Raw genomic sequence first — 21,505 nt, forward strand, 5'->3', positions numbered from 1 at the left:
GGTGCCGGACGCCGTGACCGAATTCCGCCGGTGCGCCGGCGCCACGGACCCAGGATCGACGACGATGCGCGAACCGACGTCACCAGCTCCTCCCACGACGGCCACAACGACGTCACCATCGCGGCGCCGCCTCGTGGAGACCACGGGTGGCACCACGAGCGACGCGTTCCGGATCGCCGAGTGGGGGCTGCTGACCGGCGTCGCGCTCATCTGGGGATCGTCGTTCGTCTTCATCGCGATCGGGCTGGAGGCGCTCGCGCCAGGGGTCGTGACCATGGTGCGGGTCGCGCTCGGCGCGCTCACGCTGGGACTCGCGCCACGAGCGCGCACCGCGATCGACCGCGACGACTGGCCACGCGTCGCGTTGCTGGGCATGACCTGGGTCGCCGTGCCACTGAGCCTGTTCCCGATCGCGCAGCAATGGATCGACTCGTCCGTCGCCGGCATGATCAACGGCGCCGTGCCGATCACGACCGCCCTGTGGTCGACCGTGCTGCTGCGACGGCTGCCCGGCCGGATCCAGCTGCTCGGCATCGCGCTGGGGTTCGCCGGCGTGGTCGCCATCTTCCTACCGGAGCTGCGCGGGTCGTCTGCGACGGCCCTGGGCGCCGGCCTGGTGGTCCTGGCGATCGTGCTCTACGGGCTGTCGGCGAACATGGTCGTGCCGCTGCAGCAGCGCTACGGTGCCCTGCCCGTGCTGCTGCGCGCGCAGCTGGCGGCGCTGGCGGTCGTCGTGCCGGTCGGGCTGTGGCAGCTGCCCGAGTCGACGTTCGCGTGGCGGTCGGTGCTGGCGATGGTGCCACTCGGCGCACTGAGCACGGCGCTCGCGTTCGTGTTGATGGCGACCCTGGTCGGCCGGGTGGGTGGACCCCGCGGCGCGGTCGCGATCTACTTCGTCCCCGTCGTCGCCGTCGTCCTGGGCGTCGTCATGCTGGGGGAGCGGATCGCGCCGCTCGCCGCGGTCGGCACCGTCCTGGTCCTCGTCGGCGCGTGGTTCACGTCACGCCGCGAGCAGCGGCGCCAGCCACCGGGCAACGCCACCGGGGGACATGCGGCATGATGGCATGTCGGTCACCGAGACCGACGGGTCATCGAAGCCGGAAGGACCTCCAATGACTGCGACCGCCACAGGCCAGCGGATCGACCCCGTCGACCTGCTCGACGTGGACGCACAGCTCGACGACGACGAGCGCATGCTGCGTGACACCGTCCACCGGTTCGTTCGCGAACGCGTCCTGCCGGAGATCCACGAGTGGTATGAGGCCGGCGTCCTGCCTCGAGCCGTGATCACCGACCTCGCCAGGTTGGGTCTGCTGGGGATGCACCTGGACGGCTACGGGTGCGGCGGATCCACGGCGACGATGTACGGCGTCGTCTGCCGCGAGCTCGAGGCCGGGGATTCCGGGCTGCGCAGCGCCGTGTCGGTCCAGGGCTCGCTAGCGATGTTCGCGATCCACCGTTTCGGTTCCGAGGAGCACAAGACCACGTGGCTGCCGGTCATGGCACGCGGTGAGGCCATCGGCTGCTTCGGGCTGACCGAGGCGGACAGCGGCAGCGATGCGGGCAGCATGCGGACGACGGCGCGTCGCGACGGTGATGACTGGGTGCTGCACGGATCGAAGATGTGGATCACCAACGGCGGGATCGCCGATGTCGCCGTGATCTGGGCCAGAACCGACGAGGGCATCCGGGGGTTCCTGGTCGCGACCGACACACCGGGCTTCGAGGCGCACGAGATCCCACGCAAGCTGTCGCTTCGGGCGTCCGTGACGTCGGAGCTGACGCTGCAGGACTGCCGCGTGCCGTCCTCCGCGATGCTGCCGGGGTCACACGGCCTCGGGTCGCCGCTGGCCTGTCTGCACGAGGCGCGGTTCGGCATCGTGTGGGGCGCCGCCGGGGCCGCGCGAGCGTGCTACGAGGCCGCCCTGGACCACGCACGGACGCGCACGCAGTTCGACCGCCCGATCGGCGGGTTCCAGCTGACCCAGCGCAAGCTCGTCGAGATGCTCGTCGCGACCAACCAGGCCTCGCTGCTCGCGCTGCACCTGGGACGCATGAAGGACGCCGGCACGCTGTCCCACGAGCACGTGAGCTTCGGCAAGCTGGCGAACGTCCAAGCCGCGCGCACCGTCGCCGGAACGGCGCGTACGATCCTCGGCGCCAGCGGCATCACGCTGGACTACCCGGTGATGCGCCACATGAACAACCTCGAGTCGGTGTACACCTACGAGGGCACTCACGAGGTCCACACGCTGATCCTTGGGCACGCGATCACCGGGCTGAATGCCTTCCGTTGACCCAGGTCATCTGACCTATCGCTTCGCTGTCTAAGGTCACGGCAGCAGCAGGCACGAGTCGCCGAACTCGTGCCACAGGTACGGCCCGGCCAGCGCGCCGTCGTAGGCGCGGTCGACCAGCGCGGCGCCGGCGACCGCCTCGAGCAGCAGCAGGTGGGACGCGTCGGCCTCGTGCCATCCCGTCACCAGGCCGTCGACGATCCGGGCGGGTCGGTCCGGACCGAGCAACAGGTCGGTCCACCCTGCTCCCGGCGTCAACCGTCCGTCGACGCCGGCGATCGTCTCCAGCGCCCGCGTGACCGTCGTGCCGACGGCGACGACCCGCCCGCCGGCCCGCCTGGTGGCGCTCACCTGCGCGGCCGTGGTCGCAGGGACCTCGTACCACTCGTCAACGGGGGGCTCGTGGGCCTCCAACGACGACACGCCGGCGTGCAGCGTCACCGGCGCGACGGCTACGCCGTTCCGCACGAGGTCGGTGACCATGCGATCGGTGAACGGGCGCCCGGCCGAGGCCATCTCGGCGCTGCCGGGTCGCATCGCGAACACCGGCTGGTAGGCCGACAGTGGCCACCGGCGGACGGGTCTCCCGTAGGTGATCGGGCGGCCGTGCACGGCCATGTAGCCGTCGACGGCACCCCCGGGTACGACGACGCGTGCCCGCCACAGCCGGCGGGCGTCGGTGACCGGCCGCACGAGCTCGACGCACGCGTCGCCGGGCAGGTCGACCACGTCGCCGACGTCACGGTCGAGGACCGGGCCGTCGCCGTCGGCGCGGCGGAGCTCGACGACCCAGGCGCCGTCCGCCTGCGCCGTTGCGAGGTGCACAGTGACGGGGCGGCCGTCGAGGGCGCCGTCGACCGCTGCGGGGCGGGTGGCGGACGTGTTGACGACGACCAGGTCGCCGGGACGCATGAACCGCGGCAGGTCGCCGAAGCGCACGTGATCGATGCGCTCCGGGCGCGCGACCAGCAGGTTCACGCCGTCACGCGGCAGGCCCCGGCGCTCCGGCGGGTCGCTCGCGATCCGGTCCGGCGGGACGTCGAAGCGGCGGGACGGCCGGACGAGCGTCGGCGTCATGCCCCGGTCACCGATCCACCGGCCGGGGTACCGATGTCCGCGGCACGCAGGCGCCCGCTGGGTGGTCGGGCGTCGATCAGCGCGAGGATCGCGGGCACGACCGACGCGGGATCCGGGCGATCCGAGATGTCGTCGTCAGGGAACGCGGCCTGGTGCATCGCCGTCCGCATGTCGCCGGGATCGAGCGCGTAGACGCCCAGGTCGGGGTGTTCAGCCGCGAGCACGTTCGTCAGCTGGTCGAGGGCGGCCTTGGACGAGCCGTAGACGCCCCAGCCCGGCCATGGCCCCGTGGCGGCGTCGGAGGTGATGTTGATCACCGTTCCACCGGCCGCCTCGAGCGCGGACATGACGACCTGGAAGACCATGAGCGGCGCAATGACGTTGGCGCGGTAGACGTCTGCGAGCGTCGCCTCGTCCACGGTGGCCAGGGCCGGCAGCGGGCTCGGCCCGAGCGCACTGGCGTTGTTGACCAGCAGGTCGAGCCGGCCGGCGTCCGCGACGGCGGCGGCGAGTGCCGCGCGGTGGGCAGGGTCGGTCACGTCCCCGACGACGGGTCTCGCCCGAGTGTGGCCGGCCGTCGCGCCGTGCAGCAGGTCGGCGGCACGGCCGTCGGTGATCACGCGCCAGCCGCGTGCGAGGAGGCCGTCCACGAGCGCCCGTCCGAGGCCCCGCGAACCACCCGTGACGAGGGCGACAGGGGTGTCGGATGCAGGAGTGTGCGTCATCATGGTCCACACGGTAGAACTTGAAGTTGACTTCAAGTCAAGAGGTGAGTTCGAGATGGCGGACCGCATGACCGTCAGCGAGGTCGCGGAGCGCAGCGGGTACGCCGACTCGGCGCTGCGCTACTACGAGCGCAAGGGACTGATCTCGGCGGAGCGCACGGCCGGCAACCAGCGCCGATACCACCGGGACGTGCTGCGGCGGCTGGCGTTCATCGCCGCGGCGCGCCACGTCGGGTTGTCGCTGGACGAGATCAGGGCGGCGCTGGACATGCTGCCGCACGGCCGCGCTCCCACACGTCGGGACTGGACGCGCATCTCGCGCAGCTGGCAGGCCCGGCTCGACGAGGAGATCAACGCGCTCCGCACGCTACGGGACGGCCTCGACAGCTGCATCGGCTGTGGCTGTCTGTCGCTGGACCGCTGCATGATCTCCAACCCGGGCGACGCCGTCCGTGACCGCGGGCCCGGCGCGGTCTTCCTGCCCCGGCCCCTCCACCCCTCCGACCGCGACGCCTGACCGGGAACAGCTCAGCTGGTCGTGGTGAGGTCCAGTTCGACGGCGCGGTCGTACTCGTCGTCGATCAGCACAGGCGTTCGGCCGGCACGCGCCAGCAGCGACGCGGCGATCGAGGCGCGGTAGCCGGTGCGGCAGTGGACCCACACCTCGCCGGTCGGCACGTCGGCCATCCGACGCTCCAGTCGGTGCAGTGGCACGTGGACCGCGCCCTCGACGCGGCCCTCAGCCCACTCGTCGTCGCGGCGTACGTCGAGGATCGCCGGCATGTCGCTGCCCCTGCGCACCGCGGCCAGCGCGGAGAAGTCGACGATGCGGTATGAGCCGCGTTCGCCGCCGTCGGCGTAGGCGTCGACGCCACCGGCCGCCGCCGCCGCGGGGCGGTCGATCCCGATGCGCACCAGCTGGCGCTGTGCCGCGGCGATCTCCTCCGGCGTGTCACCGACCAGCGTGATCGGCACGTTCCACGGCACCAGCCAGCCGACATACGTCACGAACGAATCGCTGAGCTCGACGTTGATCGTCCCCTGCAGGAAGTCGACCGCGTAGACCGTGCGGTCGCGCAGGTCGACGACCCACTCGCCGGCGTGGATGCGCGCCTGGATCTCGACCGCGTCCGCCTCGACAGGCGGCGACAGATCGATCGGCTCGGGGCCCAGCCGGTTTCGGGGCGCCATGTGGACGTAGTAGCGGGGATAGGCATCGAGCCCACCGAGCAGGAGCTCGACGAACCTGTCCTCGTCCAGGGTGGTCAGGGCCATGTTCGCGCGACGCTCGTCACCGATGGTGGACATCTCGTCGCCATCGTCACCGTCGGCGTCGCTGGCCACCGACGAGCAGAAGCTGCCGAAGCCGTGGGTCGGCAGCACGGCGACGTCGTCGGCCAGCAGGTCGGCGATCCTGCGGACCGATCGGTGCTGGCGCCGGGTGAGCTCCTCGGCCATGGCGCGCGAGATGAGGTCGGTCCGCCCGACCGTGCCGTACAGCATCGAGCCGCCAGTGAAGACCGCGACGTCGCGACCGTCGGCGTGCGCGACGTAGGACAGGTGGGTCGGGGTGTGGCCGGGTGTGTGAAGCGCTCTGATCGACAGGTCGTCGCCGATCTGCACGACGTCGCCGTCGATCAGCGTCTCGTGGTCGAAGTCGACCTCGTCGTCGGCGTTCAGGAGGTACGCGGCGCCGGTCGCGCGTGCCAGCTGGTAGCCACCCGTGACGTAGTCGTTGTGGATGTGGGTCTCGAACACGTGGGTGATGCGGACGCCACGCTCGTCCGCCAGGTCGAGCACGCGATCGATGTCGCGCTGCGGATCGACGACGGCGGCGACCGCGCCGTCGGTGATCAGGTAGCTGCGGTCGCCGAGGCTCGTCGTCTCGATGGTGATGATGTCAACCACGCTGCGCTCCTTGCTGTTCGTGGCGGCGGCCGCGCTGCTCACCGCAACGGTCGGGCATGGTGGGCTCGTCGAGCGTCCGTTCAACGAGCGGGCCGGACCGGTCAAGCGCGTGCAGCGCCGTCGGCACGTCCGGATCGATCCGCCCCGCCAGCGTCGCGGCCACACCGGCCCGCTGCAGAGCATCGTGGACCGGGCCGCGCACCGTGGCCGGTCGGAGCTGCACGGAGGGCGAGGCCAGCGCGCGGTCGAGCGCGGCGACGGCGTGCACGCCGGCCGCGTCGATGGCGCCGACGGCGCTCATGTCAGCGATCATCGCGTCCGTATCGGGCCGGCCGGCCAGCAGGCCCTCGATCCACGTCTCGACGTGCCGGCTGTTGGCGTAGAACAACGGGCCGTCGACGCACACGATCGCGACCCGTGGGTCGCCGACGGTGTCGTAACGGTCCCGGTTTGCGGTAGATGTCCGCACCCCGCACCCGCCCGAGCTCAGCGATGTGCGGCCGACCGGTGCGCACGAGGAACAACGCGATGCTGACGACGATGCCGGCGACGATGCCCTGCTCGACGCCGACGACCACCGTGACCAGCGCCGTGAGCAGCCACGTGGCTCCGTCCCAGTGGTCGACCCGCCAGGTGCTTCGCGCGTCGACCACGTCGACAGACCGACGACGGCGACCACGACGACGGCCGCCGGCACCACAGTGGGCAGGACCGCCAGCGCAGGCGCGGCCACCGCCACGGCCAACGCGACGACCGCCGCGGTCACGAGGCCGGCCGGGGGCGTCCGCGCACGCGCATCGAAGTTGACGGCGGTGCGTGAGAACCCACCGGAGACGGGGAACGCCTGGAACGGCCCGGCCGCCAGGTTGGCACCGCTGCTGGCGAACAGCTTCTGCGTGGCGTCGACCGGCTGGTGCATCCGCACGGCCAGAGCGCGGGCCACGCTGATGCCCTCCAGGTAGGCCAGCAGCGCGATCGTGGCCGCGCCCGGCAGCAGCGCGGTGGCGGCCGGGGGATCGATCCCTCGCAGTGACGGCATCGGCAGCCCCGCCGGCACCGTGACGAGCACGGCGATGCCCGCAGCCTCGAGACCCAGCACCACGATCGCGAGGCCGGCACCGAGCACGACCAGCAGGGCGACCGGGGGGCGCGAGCGGCGCCACCGGGCGAGTCCGAGGAGGGCGACCGCCAGGACGCCGAGCACGGTGGGACCGTGCGCCTCGGGGAGCTGCCGGGCGACGGCGGAGATCCGTGCGATGATGGTCTCGGCGAGCAGCGCTGCCAGGCCGGCGTACGAGGCCGGATCGCCACCCGCGAGCGGCCCGACCGTCGATGTGGTCAGCAGCGACACGATGACCACCGGCCCGACGTGCCGAGCACGGCGTAGACCACGAGCGGCACCGTGGCCGTGACCGCCGACATGCCGGCGAGCGCCGCGTACGCCATGGGCCTGGGGATCAGCATGGCCGCGACGGTGAGCCCGGCGACCACGTCGTCCCGCAGACTGACGCGGTCCAAGCGGCGAAGCCAGTCGATCAGCGGCACATGCCCTCACGCGGCCGGATGGGGTGAGATCGCCGGCCACCATGGCGGTTGACACCCTGTAGCGGCCGTGCTCATATAGTACGCACATTTCGTACGGATGTCTCGGCCACCCAACGGGCGGCCGCTCGGAGCGGTGCATGAGCGTGGTGCCGGAGGGTCCGATCCGGGCGCTGCCGCTGGTCGACGGCGAGGCGCGCAGCCCCCGTCTGGTCAAGGTGCTCGACCAGACGACGTGCATCGGATGCCACGCCTGCACGACGGCGTGCAAGTCTGAGCACGAGGTCCCGGTCGGCGTCACGCGCACCTACGTCAAGGCGGTCGACGTGGGCGAGTTCCCGCACGTTCGCCGCAGGTTCCAGGTGACCAGGTGCAACCAGTGCGCAGACGCACCGTGCGTGACCGCCTGTCCCACGTCCGCGATGTTCCAACGCGCCGACGGCATCGTCGACGTCGACAAGCAGGCCTGCATCGGCTGCAGGGCCTGCATGGCGGCGTGCCCGTACGACGCGATCTTCATCAACCCCGACGACCACGCAGCCGAGAAGTGCAACCTCTGTGCGCACCGGATCGACATGGGCCTCGAGCCGGCGTGCGTCGTCGTGTGCCCTGTCGGGGCCATCCTGGTCGGCGACGTCAACGATCCGATGTCGGCGGTCGCCCAGGCGATCGGGCGCAGCCCGACGGCCGTGCGGCGGCCCGAGAAGGGCACCCGACCCGGGGTCCACTACAAGGGCGCGAGTCAGGCGACGCTGGACCCGCTCGCCGCCCACCGCCCCGACGTCGACATCTTCGCGTGGGCCCAGCAGCACCCGCAGACCGACCCGCACCGCATCAACGCCGGCGTGCCGATCGACCCCGTCGACCAGCGCGACGGCACGGGCGCGCCCACCACGTCGTCGGCCGCGGCGCTGCTCAGCTACGACGTCGGCCACGCCGTGCCGTGGGACTGGCGCGTCGGCCTGTACACGTGGACCAAGTCGATCGCCGCGGGCGTGTACCTGGTCGCCGCCACGCTCGTGCTGCTGGGACGGCTCGACGGCGACGGGGCGCTGTGGCGCTGGGTCGTTCCCCTGCTCGCCGTGACCTTCCTGGCGCTCACCGGGGCGATCCTCATCTGGGACCTCGAGCACCCGGCGCGCTTCCACTACGTCTTCACCCGCCCCCAGTGGCGCAGCTGGCTGGTCCGTGGTGGCGTGATCATCACCTCGTTCGGCGCCGTGCTCGCCGTCCACCTCGCGCTCGCCGCGGTCGGAGCCACGGACGCGCAGACCGACCTCACGGCGCTGGGCGTCCCGGCGGCGCTGCTCACCGCCGTGTACACGGCGTTCCTCTTCGCCCAGGCCCGGGCGCGTGACCTGTGGCAAAGCCCGCTGCTGCCACCGCACTTCGCGGTGCAGGCTGTGCTCGCCGGCGCCGCGGTGCTGCTGCCGCTCACCGCGTGGCTCGCGCCCGATTCGGCCCCAACCGTCGCGCTTGCGCTGGCCGGTGGCGCAGTCGTGCATCTGCTGCTCGTCGCGGGCGAGATCACGCTGACCCATCCGACCCACCACGCACGGCTGGCGGCCCACGCCATGACCGCCGGACGCCACGCTCGGCTGTTCCGGGCCGGCCTCGTGCTGGTCGCGCTCGGGGCCGCCGCGCCGTGGCTCGGGATCGGCGTCGCCCCGCTGGCACTGGCCGGCCTGCTCGCCCACGAGCACGTGCACGTCCAGGCCGGGCAGTCGGTGCCGCTCGCGTGAACCGACCGCCCACGACCCCACAGCCACACGGAGCCCACGATGGAACGTGACCTCGACGGGTTGAACGCCCGCGTGTCGGCAGCGCGGGCCGCGACCGAGGCACGCGGTGAGACCTTCTACCCCGGACCCAGCAGGGTGCACCTGGCCATGTTCCCACCGAAGGAACGGTGGGACGACTGGGTCGAGTACGACGCGAGGACATGGCCACGTAAGGACGAGCGGCGCTTCATGCTGGTGCCGACGACCTGCTTCAACTGCGAGGCGGCGTGCGGCCTGCTCGCCTACGTCGACCGCGAGGCGCTGCAGATCCGCAGGTTCGAGGGCAACCCCGAGGCGCCCGGATCACGCGGCCGCAACTGCGCGAAGGGACCCGCCACCATCACCCAGGTGACCGACCCCGACCGCATCCTGCATCCGCTGCGCCGCGTCGGGGAACGCGGTGGCGGACGGTGGGAGCGCGTGTCGTGGGACGACGCGCTCGACGGCATCGCCGCGCGCATCCGTGCCGCCATCGTCGAGGAACGCCGCGACGAGGTCGTCTACCACGTTGGGCGCCCGGGCGAGCTCGGGTTCACCGAGGAGGTCCTGGCGGCTTGGGGCGTCGACGGCCACAACTCCCACACCAACGTCTGCTCCTCGGGGGCGCGTGCGGGCTTTCAGTTCTGGTGCGGACAGGATCGGCCGAGCCCCGACCACGCCAACGCCGAGGTCATCCTGCTGATCTCCAGCCACCTGGAGGCCGGGCACTACTTCAACCCCCACGCGCAGCGCATCATGGAGGGCCGGGTCAACGGCGCGAAGCTGATCGTCATGGACGTCCGGCTGTCCAACACGGCGACCCACGCCACCCACTGGCTGGCACCCTGGCCGGGATCGGAGGCGGCGATCTGCCTCGCGATCGCGAACCACCTCATCCAGACCGGCGCGTACGATCGGGAGTTCGTCCGTCGCTGGTGGAACTGGGAGGAGTACCTGCGGGCCGAGCACCCCGACCGCGACCCGGCGTTCGAGGTGTTCACCGAGCTGCTCGGGACGTTGTACGCCGAGTACACCTTCGCGTTCGCCGCGGCCGAGTCCGGCGTCGACGTCGCGACCCTGGAAGCCGTGGCCGCCGACGTGGCGGGCGCTGGCAGGCGGCTGTCGACCCACAACTGGCGGTCGGCTGCCGCGGGCAACGAAGGCGGGTGGCAGGTGGCCCGCACGCTGTTCCTGCTCAACGCGCTGCTCGGTGCCGTCGCGGTGCCCGGCGGGTTCTACCCGAACGGCTGGAACAAGGTGTCACCGAAGACGCCGGTCAACCCAGACCGTCCCGCGGTCTGGAACGACCTCCACCTGCCGCTGGAGTACCCGCTGGCCATGTACGAGCTGTCGTTCCTGCTGCCACACTTCCTGGCCGAGGGCCGCGGCCGCATCGACACGTACTTCACGCGGGTCTACAACCCGGTATGGACCAACCCAGACGGGTTCAGCTGGATCGAGGCGCTGACCGACCACGAGAAGGTGGGCTGTCACGTGGCGCTGACGCCGACGTGGAACGAGACGGCCTACTTCGCCGACTACGTCCTGCCGATGGGGCACAGTTCCGAGCGCCACGACCTCGTCAGCGGCGAGCAGTACGACGGGCAGTGGATCGGGTTCCGCCAGCCCGTGCTGCGTGTCGCACGCGAACGGCTGGGCGAGGCGGTGACCGACACCCGCCAGACCAACCCGGGCGAGGTGTGGGAGGAGAACGAGTTCTGGATCGAGCTGACGTGGCGAATCGATCCCGACGGGTCACTGGGCGTCCGCCGCCACTACGAGGCACCCGACCGACCCGGCCAGAAGATGACGGTCGACGACTACTACGGCTGGGTGTTCAACCATGGCGTGCCGGGCCTGCCTGAGGCCGCCGCCGCGCAGGGGCTCACGCCGCTGGCCTACATGCGCCGCTACGGGGGCTTCGAGGTCAGCCGGGGCGTCGGGCAGATCCACGAGGAGCGGGTGCCCGACGCCGAGCTGGACGACGTCCGCGTCAGTGAGCTCGGTCGGGTCTACAGCCGGGCGCCGACGCCGGACATGAGCTACGCGACGGGCGCGAGTCCCGACCCCGACGCCGAGGGCCGCCGCGCCGCGGGTGTCATGGTGAACGGGGTGGTGCGACGCGGGTTCCCGACCCCGTCAGGCCGTCTGGAGTTCTGGTCGTCGACGCTCGCGGCCTGGGGCTGGCGCGAGTACGCGCTGCCGACCTACATCCGCAGCCACGTGCACCCGGAGCGACTGGCGGACGACGAGGTGCCGCTGATCTCGACGTTCCGGCTGCCCGTCCAGATCCACACCCGCAGTGCGAACGCCAAGTGGCTCAACGAGCTGGCTCACACGAACCCGCTGTGGATCCATCCCAGCCACGCCCGCCGGCTCGACATCGTCACCGGCGATCTCGTCCGCGTCGAGACACGCGCCGGACACTACGTCGTCAAGGCATGGGTGACCGAGGGCATTCGTCCGGGCGTCGTCGCCTGCAGCCACCACATGGGCAGGTGGAAGCCGCGGGGCGAGACCGAGGGTCACGACCGACCGCGCCAGCGCATGCAGACGTCCGACGTGACGCTGGACAACCAGGGCAGCCGCTGGCGGATGGCTGACAGGTCGCCGCACCGGCCGACCGGCGACGACCCGGACCTGCGTCGCATCTGGTGGTCCGACATCGGGGTGCACCAGAACATGACGTTCCCGGTGCATCCTGATCCGGTCTCGGGACAGCACTGCTGGCACCAGGCGGTGCGGATCCGTCCTGCCGGCCCGTCCGACGCCTACGGCGACGTCGTGGCCGACACCGATCGGATGCGCGAGATCTACCGCGAGTGGCTCGCGAAGACGCGGTCGGCCGCCATCGTCTCGCCCACCGGGGAGCGGCGCCCGCACTGGCTCCAGCGGCCGCTCCGGCCTCAGCGTGCGGCGTGGGCGCTGCCGCCCGACCGGGCACGAGCGCCGGACGCCGCCCAGTGATGGAGCTGCTGCGCGCGCTCGGCGCGCTCGCCGAGGAGCCAGGGCCGGCGCACGAACCGCTCGCCGCGCTGCTCCACCTGCCGCGCGCACCCGACGCTGCGGCGTTCACCGACTGCTTCATGTTCAACCTGTACCCGTACGCCAGCGTGTATCTGGGCGCCGAGGGCAAGCTGGGCGGCGCCGCGCGTGACCGCGTCGCGGGCTTCTTCCGGGCGCTGGGGGCGGTGCCGGACACCGAACCCGACCACCTGACCCTGCTCGTGACTGCCTACGGGCAGCTGCGGGACGTGCCGGCCGACGGTCCGGCCGGCCACGCCGCCGCCGCACTGCTGCACGAGCACCTGGTCCCGTGGCTCCCGCTGTACCTCGCCCGCGTGCGTGCCCTCGCACCGGCGCCCTACCCGCAGTGGGCGCAGGTGCTGGCCGACGTGCTGCTGGCTGACGCCGGAGGCGTCGCCGATGCGGTGGACCCGCCCCTGCACCTGCGTGACGCACCTGCGCTGCCCGATCCGCGCGCCGCCGGTCACGACGCGTTCGTCGACGGCCTGCTGAGCCCTGTGCGGGCGGGCGTGATCCTGACCGGCCGGGACCTGTTGCGGGCGTCCCGCGAGCTGCGGCTGGGCCTGCGTGTCGGTGAGCGGCGGTTCGTGCTCGACGCGCTGTTGGCCCAGGACGCCGCCGCGACGTTGCGCTGGCTGGCCGGGCACACGCGCACGACCGGCGACGCGTGGGCGCCGTGGACCGAGGTGGCACCCACGACGGCGACGTGGTGGTCCACGCGCGCCGACGCGACCCTGGGGCTGCTGCACGAGCTGGCACTGGAGGTCGACGGCGTCCACCCGGCGGAGGTCGGTGGATGAGCAGCCTGGTCCTCGCCGCCCTGTCGTTCATCGCGGCCGGCATCGGCGCGCTCGGTGGGCTCGGCGGCGCGGTCCTCCTGGTCCCCGCGCTCGTGGTCGCCGGGATGGCGCCGGCCACGGCCGCGCCCCTCGGCCTGCTGACGGTCGCCGCCAGCTCACTGTCGGCCTCCTCGACGCAGCTCGACGAGGACACCGTCAACCATCGGCTGGGCGTGACGTTGGAGGTCTCGGCCAGCGCCGGCGCCGCGGCCGGCGCGTTGCTGTCGGCCGTGGTGAGCGCCACCGTCCTTCAGTGGGTGCTGGCCGTCGCCGCCATCGGGGCTGGCATCGCGAGCGCTGCCCGCGGCGGGTCACGTCATCGCGAGACACGCGACACGGGCGCGATGCCAGGCGAGCGCCGTGGCCGCCTGGCCGGCGCCTACCAGGAAGACCGGGGTGTGATCGAGTACCGGGCCCGCAATGTGCCCGCCGGTGTCTCGGTGATGGGTGCCGCGGGTCTGATCGCGGGCATGACCGGCACGAGTGGGGGCTTCATCAAGACCCCCGTGATGACCGAGCTCATGCGCGTGCCGATCAAGGTCGCCGCGTCGACGACGGTGTTCATGGTCGGGGTCACCGCGGCGTCGGCGCTGCTGGTGTACGCCGTCCAGGGCCGGATCGACCCGGCCGCGGCTGGCACGGTCGTGGTCGGTGGGCTCGCCGGCGGGCGCGCGGGCGCGATGATGCAGGCCCACCTGCCGCCGCTGCTCGTCCGCCGCTTCCTCGGCGCGATCCTCGTACTCGTCGGTGTCGTCCTACTGGTCCGCGACTGATGTCCCGGTCACGCAACCCCGCACGACGCCGGCTGAGCGCGGTCCTGAACCGCGAGGTCCCGGTCGTGCTCGCGCTCGGGGCCGTGGCATGGCTGGCCCCCGGCCCCGTGTCACGCCTCGCGGGATGGGCGATGGTGGGAGTGCTGATCATCACGCCGATCGCACGGGTCGGCTGGCTGGCCACGCGCTGGATGGGGTTCGACCGTCGCTTCGCCTGGGCCGGTTGGGCGCTGCTCAGCGCGGTCGCCTCGGGAGCGGTCGCGGCGGTGATGCTCAGATGACCGACGCATGGAGAGGACCCCGCTGATGGCCGGCGCCGAACCGCTGTGGGAGCAGGTGCTCAACGACATCAAGCGCAGGCTGGCGTCCGGTGAGATCCGCGACCGGTTCCCGACGGACCGCGAGCTGGTCGAGACGTACGGCGTCAGCCGGCACACCGTGCGCGAAGCCGTCCGCCGCCTCCACGCCCTGGGTGTGATCGAACGCGAGCGCGGACGCGGCAGCATCGTCCGCCACACCGCGTTCGTCCAACCGCTGGGCACCCTCTACAGCCTGTTCCGCGAGATCGAGGCGCGAGGGGTCACCCAGCGGAGCACGGTCCTGTCCTTCGAAGCCTGCCCGGACCCCGTCGCCGCGGCCAGGTTCGGCCTGCCCGCCGACACCGCCATCGTCCACCTCGAACGCGTCCGGCGTGCAGGCGACCAGCCGCTGGCGCTCGACACCGCCTGGCTGCACCCCGAGGTCGGCCTGTCCGTCCTGGGCGCCGACATGACCCACACGGCCCTGTACGACGAGATAGAACGGCGCGCCGGCGTGCGGATCACCGGCGGCGAGGAGACCATCAGCGCGCGCATCCCCGACGCGCAACTGCGCGACGTGCTCGAACTCGAGGAGGACGAGGCGCTGTTGCGCATCGACCGGACCGGCGAGGCCGACGGGCGGGTCGTCGAGTGCCGCGTCACCCTGGTCCGGGCGTCGCTGTTCGCACTCGTCATGCGCTGGCCGAGCTACGGCGCGGTGACCTCGCGGTTCTCACCGGACGGCGACGGCGGCGGCGGGCTGTCCGCACCGCCCGCCGAGGACGGCGACAGCCCAGGCACCATGGCCTGAGGCGGCGTGCTCACCCACAGCGCGCCGCACCGGGCGTCCGTCGATCCGTCAGCTGATCGGCTGGAGGGTGGCGAGCAGGCAGTCGACGGACGTGATGATGCCGACGAGCCTGCGGCCGTCGTCCACGACCGGCAGGGCGTTGATCTGGCGGGACACGAGGAGCCGCGCCGCGGCCTCGATCGTCGACCCTTCCTCGATCACGTGCGGGTCGCGCGACATCACCGCCTCGACGGGCCGGTCGTCGTCGATCAGGTCACCGACGGTGTGGCTCCGCACGGCGGCACGGAGCGCGCGGGGGTTGATCGCGACGTCACGGTCGCTGACGATGCCGACGAGCGTCCCGCCGTCCACCACCGGCAAGTGGCGGAAGCCGTGCTCAGCCAGCAGCTGACGGGCCTCGCTCACCGGTGTCTGCGGCGCGACGGTGATCGGATCGGGGCTCATCCACTCACGAACCTGCACCTCTCGACCTTTCGTCCGGCCACATCGCATCGCGCCGCGAGGGCTCGATGACCTGGTGGCGACCTCTCCCTGAAGCCTGCGTCCGGTCCGTGCGGCCCGCCGCGACGATCGGCCCCGCGCGGCGAGCCGATGGTCCCGGGCGTGCCGCGCGCCGGCAGGCGCGTTGAACGAACTTGGTCAATTGTGCGTATGACTTTCACACGAGTTGCGTTGACGCTGGTGACCACAGGATCTGAGGGAGGGGCAAGATGTATGATCAGACCTCGAGACGACAGCACCATCGCCCCGGGGCGACAGCGCGGGGCCGTCACCATCCGGCCAGCGGCGAAGCGGTCCTCCACCTTCGGCCGATCCCCTCGCGTACGGGTGACGAACCCCTGTCCGTCCGACGAGGTCGCGGGACCTCTTCGATGACCGCAGCCGTCTCCGAGCTCGAGTACCGGCCGTTTGTCGTGCAGCTCAGGCATGCCCTGGTGTGGGACCGTGACAGGGAGGTCGCGGCGAAGGTCGCACACGCGCTGCGCCGGCACGGCCATGACGTGCACGCGGTCACGACCGGCGACGCCGTCGAGACGTGCCTCGACGGTCACCAGCCGGAGCTCATGATCGTCGGGTGCTCCCAGGCCCAGGACCTGCGGTGCGTGCGGCGGCTGCGGGCCGTGTTCAGTGGACCGCTGCTCTGCTACAGCGCGACAGCCGGCGCACGGGATCGAATCGAGCTGCTGGCTGCGGGCGTCGACGACGTGGTGCCGAGCCCGTTGTCCTACGAGGAGCTCGCGCTGCGGGTCCAGGCGGTCGCGCGGCGGTCCGATCTCACCGACCCCGAGCAACTCGATGAGCTGACGTGTGGTCCGGTCAGGGCCGACGGCGGGACCCACCAGGTCCACCTGCGTGGCGAGTGGGTCCAGCTGACCGCGGTCGAGTTCTCGCTGCTGGCCTTCCTCATGCGCAACCCCCGCGTGGCCTTCACGCGCCGCGACCTCCTGCGGAACGTGTGGGGCTACGAGATCGGTGACACGTCGACCGTGTCGGTCCACATCCGCCGGCTCCGCCGCAAGCTGGAGCAGGACGCCACGCGCCCGGAGATGATCCGCACGGTGTGGGGCTCCGGGTACTACTTCGACCCCTCCGCCGACTGAGCACGACCGCATCCGCCGGCGATCCGCCGGACGCGGCGGTGTGGCACCCTTGTCGCACCCGCGGTGCAGCGGGCACCAGTGCGACGAGGAGGCGGCCATGCCCGACCACGGTGTCCGGTTCCCGATGGTCGACGGGCGCCGCAGCACCCAGCGCACCGGTCGCGACGTGTTCGCGGCCGCGGCGGCCGCGGTCGACCCCGGCCTCGCCGCCGAGATCCGCGCCGAGCGGTCGTGGCGCAGCGCCTACCCTCGTCACCTGCGGCTGCTGACCGAGGCCGCCGCGGCCTCGCCGGCCGCCGGGCTGTCGGTCGCACGGTCCGGACTGGACCGCGTGCACACGACGTTCGAGCACACCGACGGGGCGACGACCATGCCGGTGCCGACCGCCGTCGCGACGCACGCCGGCGCGATCCCGCCGACGCACACCGCGGCGGGGGCCGGCACGGCTGACGACGAGCTCGTCATCCCCGTCGACGGCCGGAAGTTGCGAGGCGACGCCCTGCTCGCGACGATCGACGGGTGGGTCGCCCGTGGCGTCGTCGAGCCACCGCTGCGTGCGGCGATCGGGGACCTGGTCGAGCGTCCCGGGTGGCTCGACCTGCGCGGCACGTGGTTCGCTGTGCTGGGAGCCGGCGCCGAGATGGCCCCGACCGCCCAGCTGCTGCGTTGGGGCGCCGACGTCGCGGCCGTTGACCTGCCGAGCGGCGACGTCTGGTACCGGCTCGAACGGGCAGCGGTCGCCGGCACGGGCCGCCTGCACGCGCCGGTGGCGGACGACGGCAGGCCGCCGGGCGCCGACCTGATCGTTGCCGCGCCGGCCGTCCGTGCCTGGCTCGCGTCGCTCGACCACCCCCTGGTCATCGGCAACTACGGCTACGCCGAAGGCGCCACGTTCGCCAGGCTGTCGGTCGCCGCGGACGCGGTGATCGCGAACCTGCTCGAGCACCGCGACGACCACGGTGTGGTGTGCCTCGCCACGCCGACCGACGTGTTCGCCGTGCCGGCGCACGTGGCGACGGCCACGCGCGCCCGCGCGCACAGCATCCCGGCGCGCACGCTCGCGCCCGTGCTGCGCGCCGCGAGCGGCGGCCGGCTGCTGCAACCCAACCACCGCACCACCGTGCGCACCGCGGCTGGTGACGAGGTGGGCATCGCCGACAGCCTCGTCCCCCAGCAGGGGCCCAACTACGCGTTCGCCAAGCGCCTGCAGCGCTGGCGCGCCCTGACCGCCCACGCCGACGGTCGCTTCGCCGCCGTCCACGTGGCACCACCGACCCGGACCCGGTCGGTCGTCAAGAACCGCGTGCTCGCCGCCGCCTACGGCGGTGCGTCGCTGTTCGGCGTCGAGGTCTTCGCGCCGGAGACCAGCCGCGCGCTCATGGCGGCGCTGGTCGTCCACGGCCTGCGGACGCATGCGGCTGGACACGCGCCGACACCACCGACCGACGAGCACGTGCTGACCGCCGCCGCGGCCCACGGCGGCCTGTGGCGGGTCGCGTGGGAGACGCGCACGGCCTTCCCGCTGGTGATCGTCCGGGGTGCACCCGCGTTGTTACGGCGCGGGTGACCCGGCGGCATCCGCTCGCCGCGGTGCGGTGTCGCTATGCCGGCTGCGGGGCACGCTGGGCGGGGTGCGGGCGACGGCCGGCGTGATGAAGGACCAGACGGATGTGGCGTTCGGTGATGCTCGGGGTGGTCACGGGGCTGCGGTCCCAGCTGCCGGCAGTGGTGCTGGCATGGCGCCAGTCGCAGCACCAGCTGCCACAGCGCGTCGCGGGTCCGGCACGCATCCTGCGCCGGCGCGGGGCCGTCCCGGCGCTGGCGCTGGCGGCCGTCGGTGAGCTGCTCGCCGACAAGCGCCCGGAGACGCCGAGCCGGCTCGACCCGGGTCCATTCCTCGGCCGCCTGTCGCTCGGAGCCACGGCGGGTGCCGGCGTCGCGTCGGCGTTCGGGCGGTCCCGCATCCTGGGCGGAGTGCTCGGGATCGCCGGCGCGGCCGCGGGGAGCTACGCCGGCGCGCGGTACCGCGCCCTCGCCGCCGAGCGCACCGAGGTTCCCGACGTCGTCTGGGCGATCGCCGAGGACGCCGCGGCGATCACGCTGGCGCTGGCTGCCACCCGCGTCCGGGCCCGCTAGGGCCGGGTCGCGCGGGGTGCACCCCGCGCGACCCGTCGCGGCTCAGCTCCCGATCCACTCCTCGACCTTGTCCCGGTTCTCCTCGACCCACTTCGCGGCGGCGTCCTCGGGCGACATCTTGTCCTCGGCGATGTACTTCGCCACGAGGTTCTGGTCGTCGTTGGTCCACGAGAAGTTCTTGACCAGGTCGTAGGCGGGACTGCCCGACTCGGCGAACTCCTTGCTCACGATCTTGTCGAGCTCGTACTCGGGGTAGTCGCACGCGACCTTCTCGGGGTCCGCATCGCAGCCCTCCTCATACGGCGGCAGATCGACCCTGACAAGCGGGACCTCCGACAGGAACCACTGCGGCTCGTAGAAGTAGCCGATGAACCAGTCCTTGTTGGCCTCCGCCTGGCGGAACGCCTGGATCAGGCCGGGCTCGCTGCCGGCGTGGACCACCTGGTAGTTGAGGTCCAGGTTCTCGACGAGCGCCTCGTCGTGGGTGACGAACGACGGATCACCCGTGAGGAACTGCCCCTTGCCCCCGGACTCAGAGGTCTGGAACTCGTCGGCGTACTTGTTCAGGTTCTTCCAGTCCGTGATGTCGGGATGCTCCTCGGCGAGCCACGGCGGCACATACCAGCCGATGATGCCGATGTTGCCGGTCGGGCCCGCCTCGACGGCGACGTTCTGGTTCTCGATGAATTTCTCCTTGAGGTCCTCGTGGCCCCAGTTCTCCACGATCGCGTCGACCTCGCCGGTGCCGAAGCCCTGCCACGCCACCTCCTCCTTCAGGTCCTTCTTGGTCACGTCGCAGCCCAGGTCGTTCTCGGCCACGTGGGCGACGACGGCCGCGTTGGCCTCGTAGCCGACCCAGGGGTTGACCGCGAGGTTGAACTCACCGCAGTCGGCGCCCGCGGCCTCGCCTCCACCCTCGCCGCCGCCGTCCGACGCCTCCTGCACCGTCGCGCCGCCACAGCCCGCGAGCAGCATGAGCAGCGTGAAGGACACCACCACGCCGCCGCGCGCTCGCGGCCACCTTTCCAACACAGTGGTCCGTCCCACGTTCGACCTCCTGTCGTCGCCACCGACCCGGTGGCATCCGGCGGATCGCGCCGTTGGGGCTGATCCGCGTGTCCGATTGCTCACTGCCTGCGTGCGGCCGCCTGTGAGATGCGGTCGAGCATCACGCCCAGCAGCACGATCGCGACACCCGCCGCCAGGCCCTTGCCGAACAGCTCGCCCTGCGAGAAGCCCGCGACGACGTCGTAGCCCAGCGCGCCCGCGCCGACGAGGCCGCCGACGACCACCATCGACAGCACGTAGATCAGGCCCTGGTTGGTCGCCAGCGTCAGCGCACGGCGTGACATCGGCACCTGAACCTTGCTGATCGTCTGCCACGTGTTCGACCCGGCCGCGACGCTCGCCTCGACGGTCGTGGGAGACACGGCCCGGATGCCGTCGGCGACGATCTTGACGGCGACCGGCGCAGCGTAGACCACCGCGGCAACGATCGCCGTGAAACGGCTGGCGGAGAACAGGGCGAGGAACGGCACGAGGTAGACGAACGGCGGCATGACCTGGCCGGCGTCCAGGAACGGACGCACGACCCGGTCGGCGCGGGCGTCGCGGCCCATCCACACACCCACCACCACGCCGAACGTCATGACCAGCGTCGTCGCGACGAGCGTCGACGCCAGCGTCGTCATGGTGTCGCTCCACAGCCCCGTGGCGATGATCAGCGCGAGGCAGATCCCCGTCGTCGCCGCCGCGCGGGCTCCGCCGAGCACCGCGGCGATGGCAACGAGCGCGCTGGCGACCAGCCACCACGGGCTGTCGGTCAGCAGGGACTCGAAGGGGTTGAGCAGCCAGACCGTGGCGACGTCGCGGATCGTGTTGGTGACGCCCGCGAAGCTCGTCTGCGCCCAGAGGGTCACCGCGTCGGCGCCGCCGGCGATAGCGGGCCCGATCAACACGGTGTCGGGGAACTCCGCAGCCCACAGGTAGGTGTAGGAGAACCACACGCAGACCAGCGTCGCGACGCCGGTGACGACCAGCAGCGGGCGGCGCAGCCGCGCCGCCGTCGCCGCCCTGCCCGCGGGCCGGGTGGGATCGACGCCCGCGCTGGCCGCCGTGGTGATCCGGTCCAGCACGATCGCCATGACGACGAGCGCGAGCCCCGCGTTGAACGCCGTGCCGACGTCCAGCGACTCCAGGGCGTTGAGGACCGTCTTGCCCAGGCCCGGGGCGTCGATGAGCGCGGCGATCGTCACCATCGACAGCGCCGCCATGATCGTCTGGTTCACGCCCAGCACGATCGTACGCCGCGACATCGGCAGCAGCACCTTCGTCAGCGTCTGGCGCCGGGTGGCCCCCATCGACGTCGCCGCCTCGACCGTCGTCGGCGACACCGAGCGGATCCCGTGGGCGGTGATGCGGATGACCGGCGGTGCCGCGTAGATCAGCGTCGCGATCGTCGCCGACGCAGGACCGATCAGGAAGAACAGCGTCAACGGCGCCAGGTAGACGAACGTCGGCATCGTCTGCATGAAGTCCAGCACCGGCGTGATCGTCCGCTCGACGCGGTCGGACAGCCCGGCCCACACACCGAGCGGGATCCCGAACGCCAGCGCGATGGTGACGGCCGCGATCGTCAGCGCCAGCGTGTCCATGCTCTCCGTCCACAGGCCCTGCAGCCCGAAGCACAGGAACCCCAGGCAGGCCAGCA

Annotated in this window: 20 protein-coding genes; 12 read left to right on the forward strand and 8 right to left on the reverse strand. The window is 72.1% G+C overall.

Translation table 11 applies throughout. From position 1 onward, the window contains the following. The first annotated feature begins 133 nt into the window (after window positions 1-133). Together VK923_21130 and VK923_21135 are read left to right on the forward strand one after the other, a co-directional pair. Entirely contained in the window at window positions 134-1,060 is a 927-nt protein-coding gene (locus VK923_21130) for a DMT family transporter (GenBank protein HSJ47184.1), read from the forward strand. A gap of 52 nt (window positions 1,061-1,112) precedes the next feature. After that, window positions 1,113-2,297: an acyl-CoA dehydrogenase family protein gene (locus VK923_21135; protein ID HSJ47185.1), complete on the forward strand. Its 1,185-nt coding sequence runs from the start codon at window positions 1,113-1,115 to the stop codon at window positions 2,295-2,297. A 36-nt stretch (window positions 2,298-2,333) separates the two neighbouring features. Here VK923_21135 and VK923_21140 read toward each other — a convergent pair whose 3' ends face one another. Beyond that, entirely contained in the window at window positions 2,334-3,374 is a 1,041-nt protein-coding gene (locus tag VK923_21140) for an S-adenosylmethionine:tRNA ribosyltransferase-isomerase (protein ID HSJ47186.1), read from the reverse strand. Beyond that, entirely contained in the window at window positions 3,371-4,102 is a 732-nt protein-coding gene (locus VK923_21145) for an SDR family oxidoreductase (protein HSJ47187.1), read from the reverse strand. Before VK923_21145 ends, VK923_21140 begins: the two co-directional genes overlap by 4 nt. On the opposite strand from VK923_21145, the gene soxR reads away from it, so the two are divergent. After that, a complete protein-coding gene (gene soxR / locus VK923_21150; protein ID HSJ47188.1) occupies window positions 4,101-4,616 on the forward strand; it encodes a redox-sensitive transcriptional activator SoxR in 516 nt (171 codons plus the stop codon). The genes VK923_21145 and soxR overlap by 2 nt on opposite strands. A gap of 11 nt (window positions 4,617-4,627) precedes the next feature. Here soxR and VK923_21155 read toward each other — a convergent pair whose 3' ends face one another. The 3 genes from VK923_21155 to VK923_21165 are packed head-to-tail and all read right to left on the reverse strand — an operon-like array spanning window position 4,628 to window position 7,525. Then, a complete protein-coding gene (locus VK923_21155; GenBank protein ID HSJ47189.1) occupies window positions 4,628-6,007 on the reverse strand; it encodes an MBL fold metallo-hydrolase in 1,380 nt (459 codons plus the stop codon). Then, window positions 6,000-7,367, reverse strand: a complete 1,368-nt coding sequence (locus VK923_21160; protein ID HSJ47190.1) for a SulP family inorganic anion transporter — start codon at window positions 7,365-7,367, stop codon at window positions 6,000-6,002. Before VK923_21160 ends, VK923_21155 begins: the two co-directional genes overlap by 8 nt. Further along, window positions 7,346-7,525, reverse strand: a complete 180-nt coding sequence (locus tag VK923_21165) for a SulP family inorganic anion transporter (protein ID HSJ47191.1) — start codon at window positions 7,523-7,525, stop codon at window positions 7,346-7,348. The genes VK923_21160 and VK923_21165 overlap by 22 nt, the downstream gene beginning before the upstream one ends. A 164-nt stretch (window positions 7,526-7,689) precedes the next feature. On the opposite strand from VK923_21165, the gene VK923_21170 reads away from it, so the two are divergent. From VK923_21170 to VK923_21195, 6 genes are read left to right on the forward strand one after another with little or no spacing between them, the layout of a single operon-like run. Continuing rightward, window positions 7,690-9,291, forward strand: a complete 1,602-nt coding sequence (locus tag VK923_21170; protein ID HSJ47192.1) for a 4Fe-4S dicluster domain-containing protein — start codon at window positions 7,690-7,692, stop codon at window positions 9,289-9,291. 39 nt (window positions 9,292-9,330) lie between these two features. Next, window positions 9,331-12,276 carry a molybdopterin-dependent oxidoreductase gene (locus VK923_21175; GenBank protein ID HSJ47193.1) on the forward strand — a complete coding sequence of 982 codons (2,946 nt, stop codon included), beginning with the start codon at window positions 9,331-9,333 and terminating at the stop codon, window positions 12,274-12,276. Continuing rightward, the gene (locus VK923_21180) at window positions 12,276-13,136 is read left to right on the forward strand and encodes a molecular chaperone TorD family protein (protein ID HSJ47194.1); all 861 of its coding nucleotides are present in this window, start codon (window positions 12,276-12,278) and stop codon (window positions 13,134-13,136) included. Before VK923_21175 ends, VK923_21180 begins: the two co-directional genes overlap by 1 nt. Continuing rightward, a complete protein-coding gene (locus VK923_21185) occupies window positions 13,133-13,948 on the forward strand; it encodes a sulfite exporter TauE/SafE family protein (protein ID HSJ47195.1) in 816 nt (271 codons plus the stop codon). The genes VK923_21180 and VK923_21185 overlap by 4 nt, the downstream gene beginning before the upstream one ends. Then, window positions 13,948-14,229 (forward strand): hypothetical protein, encoded by a 282-nt coding sequence (locus tag VK923_21190; protein HSJ47196.1) that lies wholly within the window; start codon window positions 13,948-13,950, stop codon window positions 14,227-14,229. Before VK923_21185 ends, VK923_21190 begins: the two co-directional genes overlap by 1 nt. 7 nt (window positions 14,230-14,236) lie before the next feature. Continuing rightward, on the forward strand, window positions 14,237-15,058 hold the full coding sequence (locus VK923_21195) for a GntR family transcriptional regulator (GenBank protein HSJ47197.1): 822 nt from the start codon (window positions 14,237-14,239) through the stop codon (window positions 15,056-15,058). Window positions 15,059-15,106: 48 nt separating this feature from the next. On the opposite strand, the gene VK923_21200 is transcribed toward VK923_21195, so the two are convergent. Next, complete coding sequence (locus VK923_21200; protein ID HSJ47198.1) at window positions 15,107-15,502, reverse strand: CBS domain-containing protein; 396 nt, start codon at window positions 15,500-15,502, stop codon at window positions 15,107-15,109. Window positions 15,503-15,930: 428 nt separating this feature from the next. Here VK923_21200 and VK923_21205 point away from each other — a divergent pair, with 428 nt between their 5' ends. From VK923_21205 to VK923_21215, 3 genes are all read left to right on the forward strand, one after another. After that, complete coding sequence (locus VK923_21205) at window positions 15,931-16,659, forward strand: response regulator transcription factor (protein HSJ47199.1); 729 nt, start codon at window positions 15,931-15,933, stop codon at window positions 16,657-16,659. A gap of 97 nt (window positions 16,660-16,756) precedes the next feature. After that, entirely contained in the window at window positions 16,757-18,226 is a 1,470-nt protein-coding gene (locus tag VK923_21210) for a hypothetical protein (protein ID HSJ47200.1), read from the forward strand. A 101-nt stretch (window positions 18,227-18,327) separates the two neighbouring features. Continuing rightward, on the forward strand, window positions 18,328-18,795 hold the full coding sequence (locus tag VK923_21215) for a DUF4126 family protein (protein ID HSJ47201.1): 468 nt from the start codon (window positions 18,328-18,330) through the stop codon (window positions 18,793-18,795). A gap of 42 nt (window positions 18,796-18,837) precedes the next feature. Here VK923_21215 and VK923_21220 read toward each other — a convergent pair whose 3' ends face one another. Together VK923_21220 and VK923_21225 are read right to left on the reverse strand one after the other, a co-directional pair. Beyond that, on the reverse strand, window positions 18,838-19,842 hold the full coding sequence (locus VK923_21220; protein ID HSJ47202.1) for an ABC transporter substrate-binding protein: 1,005 nt from the start codon (window positions 19,840-19,842) through the stop codon (window positions 18,838-18,840). 80 nt (window positions 19,843-19,922) lie between these two features. Continuing rightward, window positions 19,923-21,505: ABC transporter permease subunit (locus tag VK923_21225; GenBank protein ID HSJ47203.1), on the reverse strand; the 1,583-nt coding region annotated here is incomplete at its 5' end.

Source organism: Euzebyales bacterium, assembly GCA_035461305.1.
Lineage (GTDB): Bacteria > Actinomycetota > Nitriliruptoria > Euzebyales > JAHELV01 > JAHELV01.

What these genes read in the sequence shown, in the direction of transcription:
- VK923_21180 (HSJ47194.1), top strand. Translation starts at nt 12,276, where the DNA reads ATGGAGCTGCTGCGCGCGCTCGGCGCGCTCGCCGAGGAGCCAGGGCCG.
- VK923_21140 (HSJ47186.1), bottom strand. Translation starts at nt 3,374, where the DNA reads ATGACGCCGACGCTCGTCCGGCCGTCCCGCCGCTTCGACGTCCCGCCG.
- VK923_21205 (HSJ47199.1), top strand. Translation starts at nt 15,931, where the DNA reads ATGACCGCAGCCGTCTCCGAGCTCGAGTACCGGCCGTTTGTCGTGCAG.
- VK923_21200 (HSJ47198.1), bottom strand. Translation starts at nt 15,502, where the DNA reads ATGAGCCCCGATCCGATCACCGTCGCGCCGCAGACACCGGTGAGCGAG.
- VK923_21145 (HSJ47187.1), bottom strand. Translation starts at nt 4,102, where the DNA reads ATGATGACGCACACTCCTGCATCCGACACCCCTGTCGCCCTCGTCACG.
- VK923_21175 (HSJ47193.1), top strand. Translation starts at nt 9,331, where the DNA reads ATGGAACGTGACCTCGACGGGTTGAACGCCCGCGTGTCGGCAGCGCGG.
- VK923_21215 (HSJ47201.1), top strand. Translation starts at nt 18,328, where the DNA reads ATGTGGCGTTCGGTGATGCTCGGGGTGGTCACGGGGCTGCGGTCCCAG.
- soxR (HSJ47188.1), top strand. Translation starts at nt 4,101, where the DNA reads ATGGTCCACACGGTAGAACTTGAAGTTGACTTCAAGTCAAGAGGTGAG.
- VK923_21195 (HSJ47197.1), top strand. Translation starts at nt 14,237, where the DNA reads ATGGAGAGGACCCCGCTGATGGCCGGCGCCGAACCGCTGTGGGAGCAG.
- VK923_21210 (HSJ47200.1), top strand. Translation starts at nt 16,757, where the DNA reads ATGCCCGACCACGGTGTCCGGTTCCCGATGGTCGACGGGCGCCGCAGC.
- VK923_21135 (HSJ47185.1), top strand. Translation starts at nt 1,113, where the DNA reads ATGACTGCGACCGCCACAGGCCAGCGGATCGACCCCGTCGACCTGCTC.
- VK923_21170 (HSJ47192.1), top strand. Translation starts at nt 7,690, where the DNA reads ATGAGCGTGGTGCCGGAGGGTCCGATCCGGGCGCTGCCGCTGGTCGAC.
- VK923_21185 (HSJ47195.1), top strand. Translation starts at nt 13,133, where the DNA reads ATGAGCAGCCTGGTCCTCGCCGCCCTGTCGTTCATCGCGGCCGGCATC.
- VK923_21190 (HSJ47196.1), top strand. Translation starts at nt 13,948, where the DNA reads ATGTCCCGGTCACGCAACCCCGCACGACGCCGGCTGAGCGCGGTCCTG.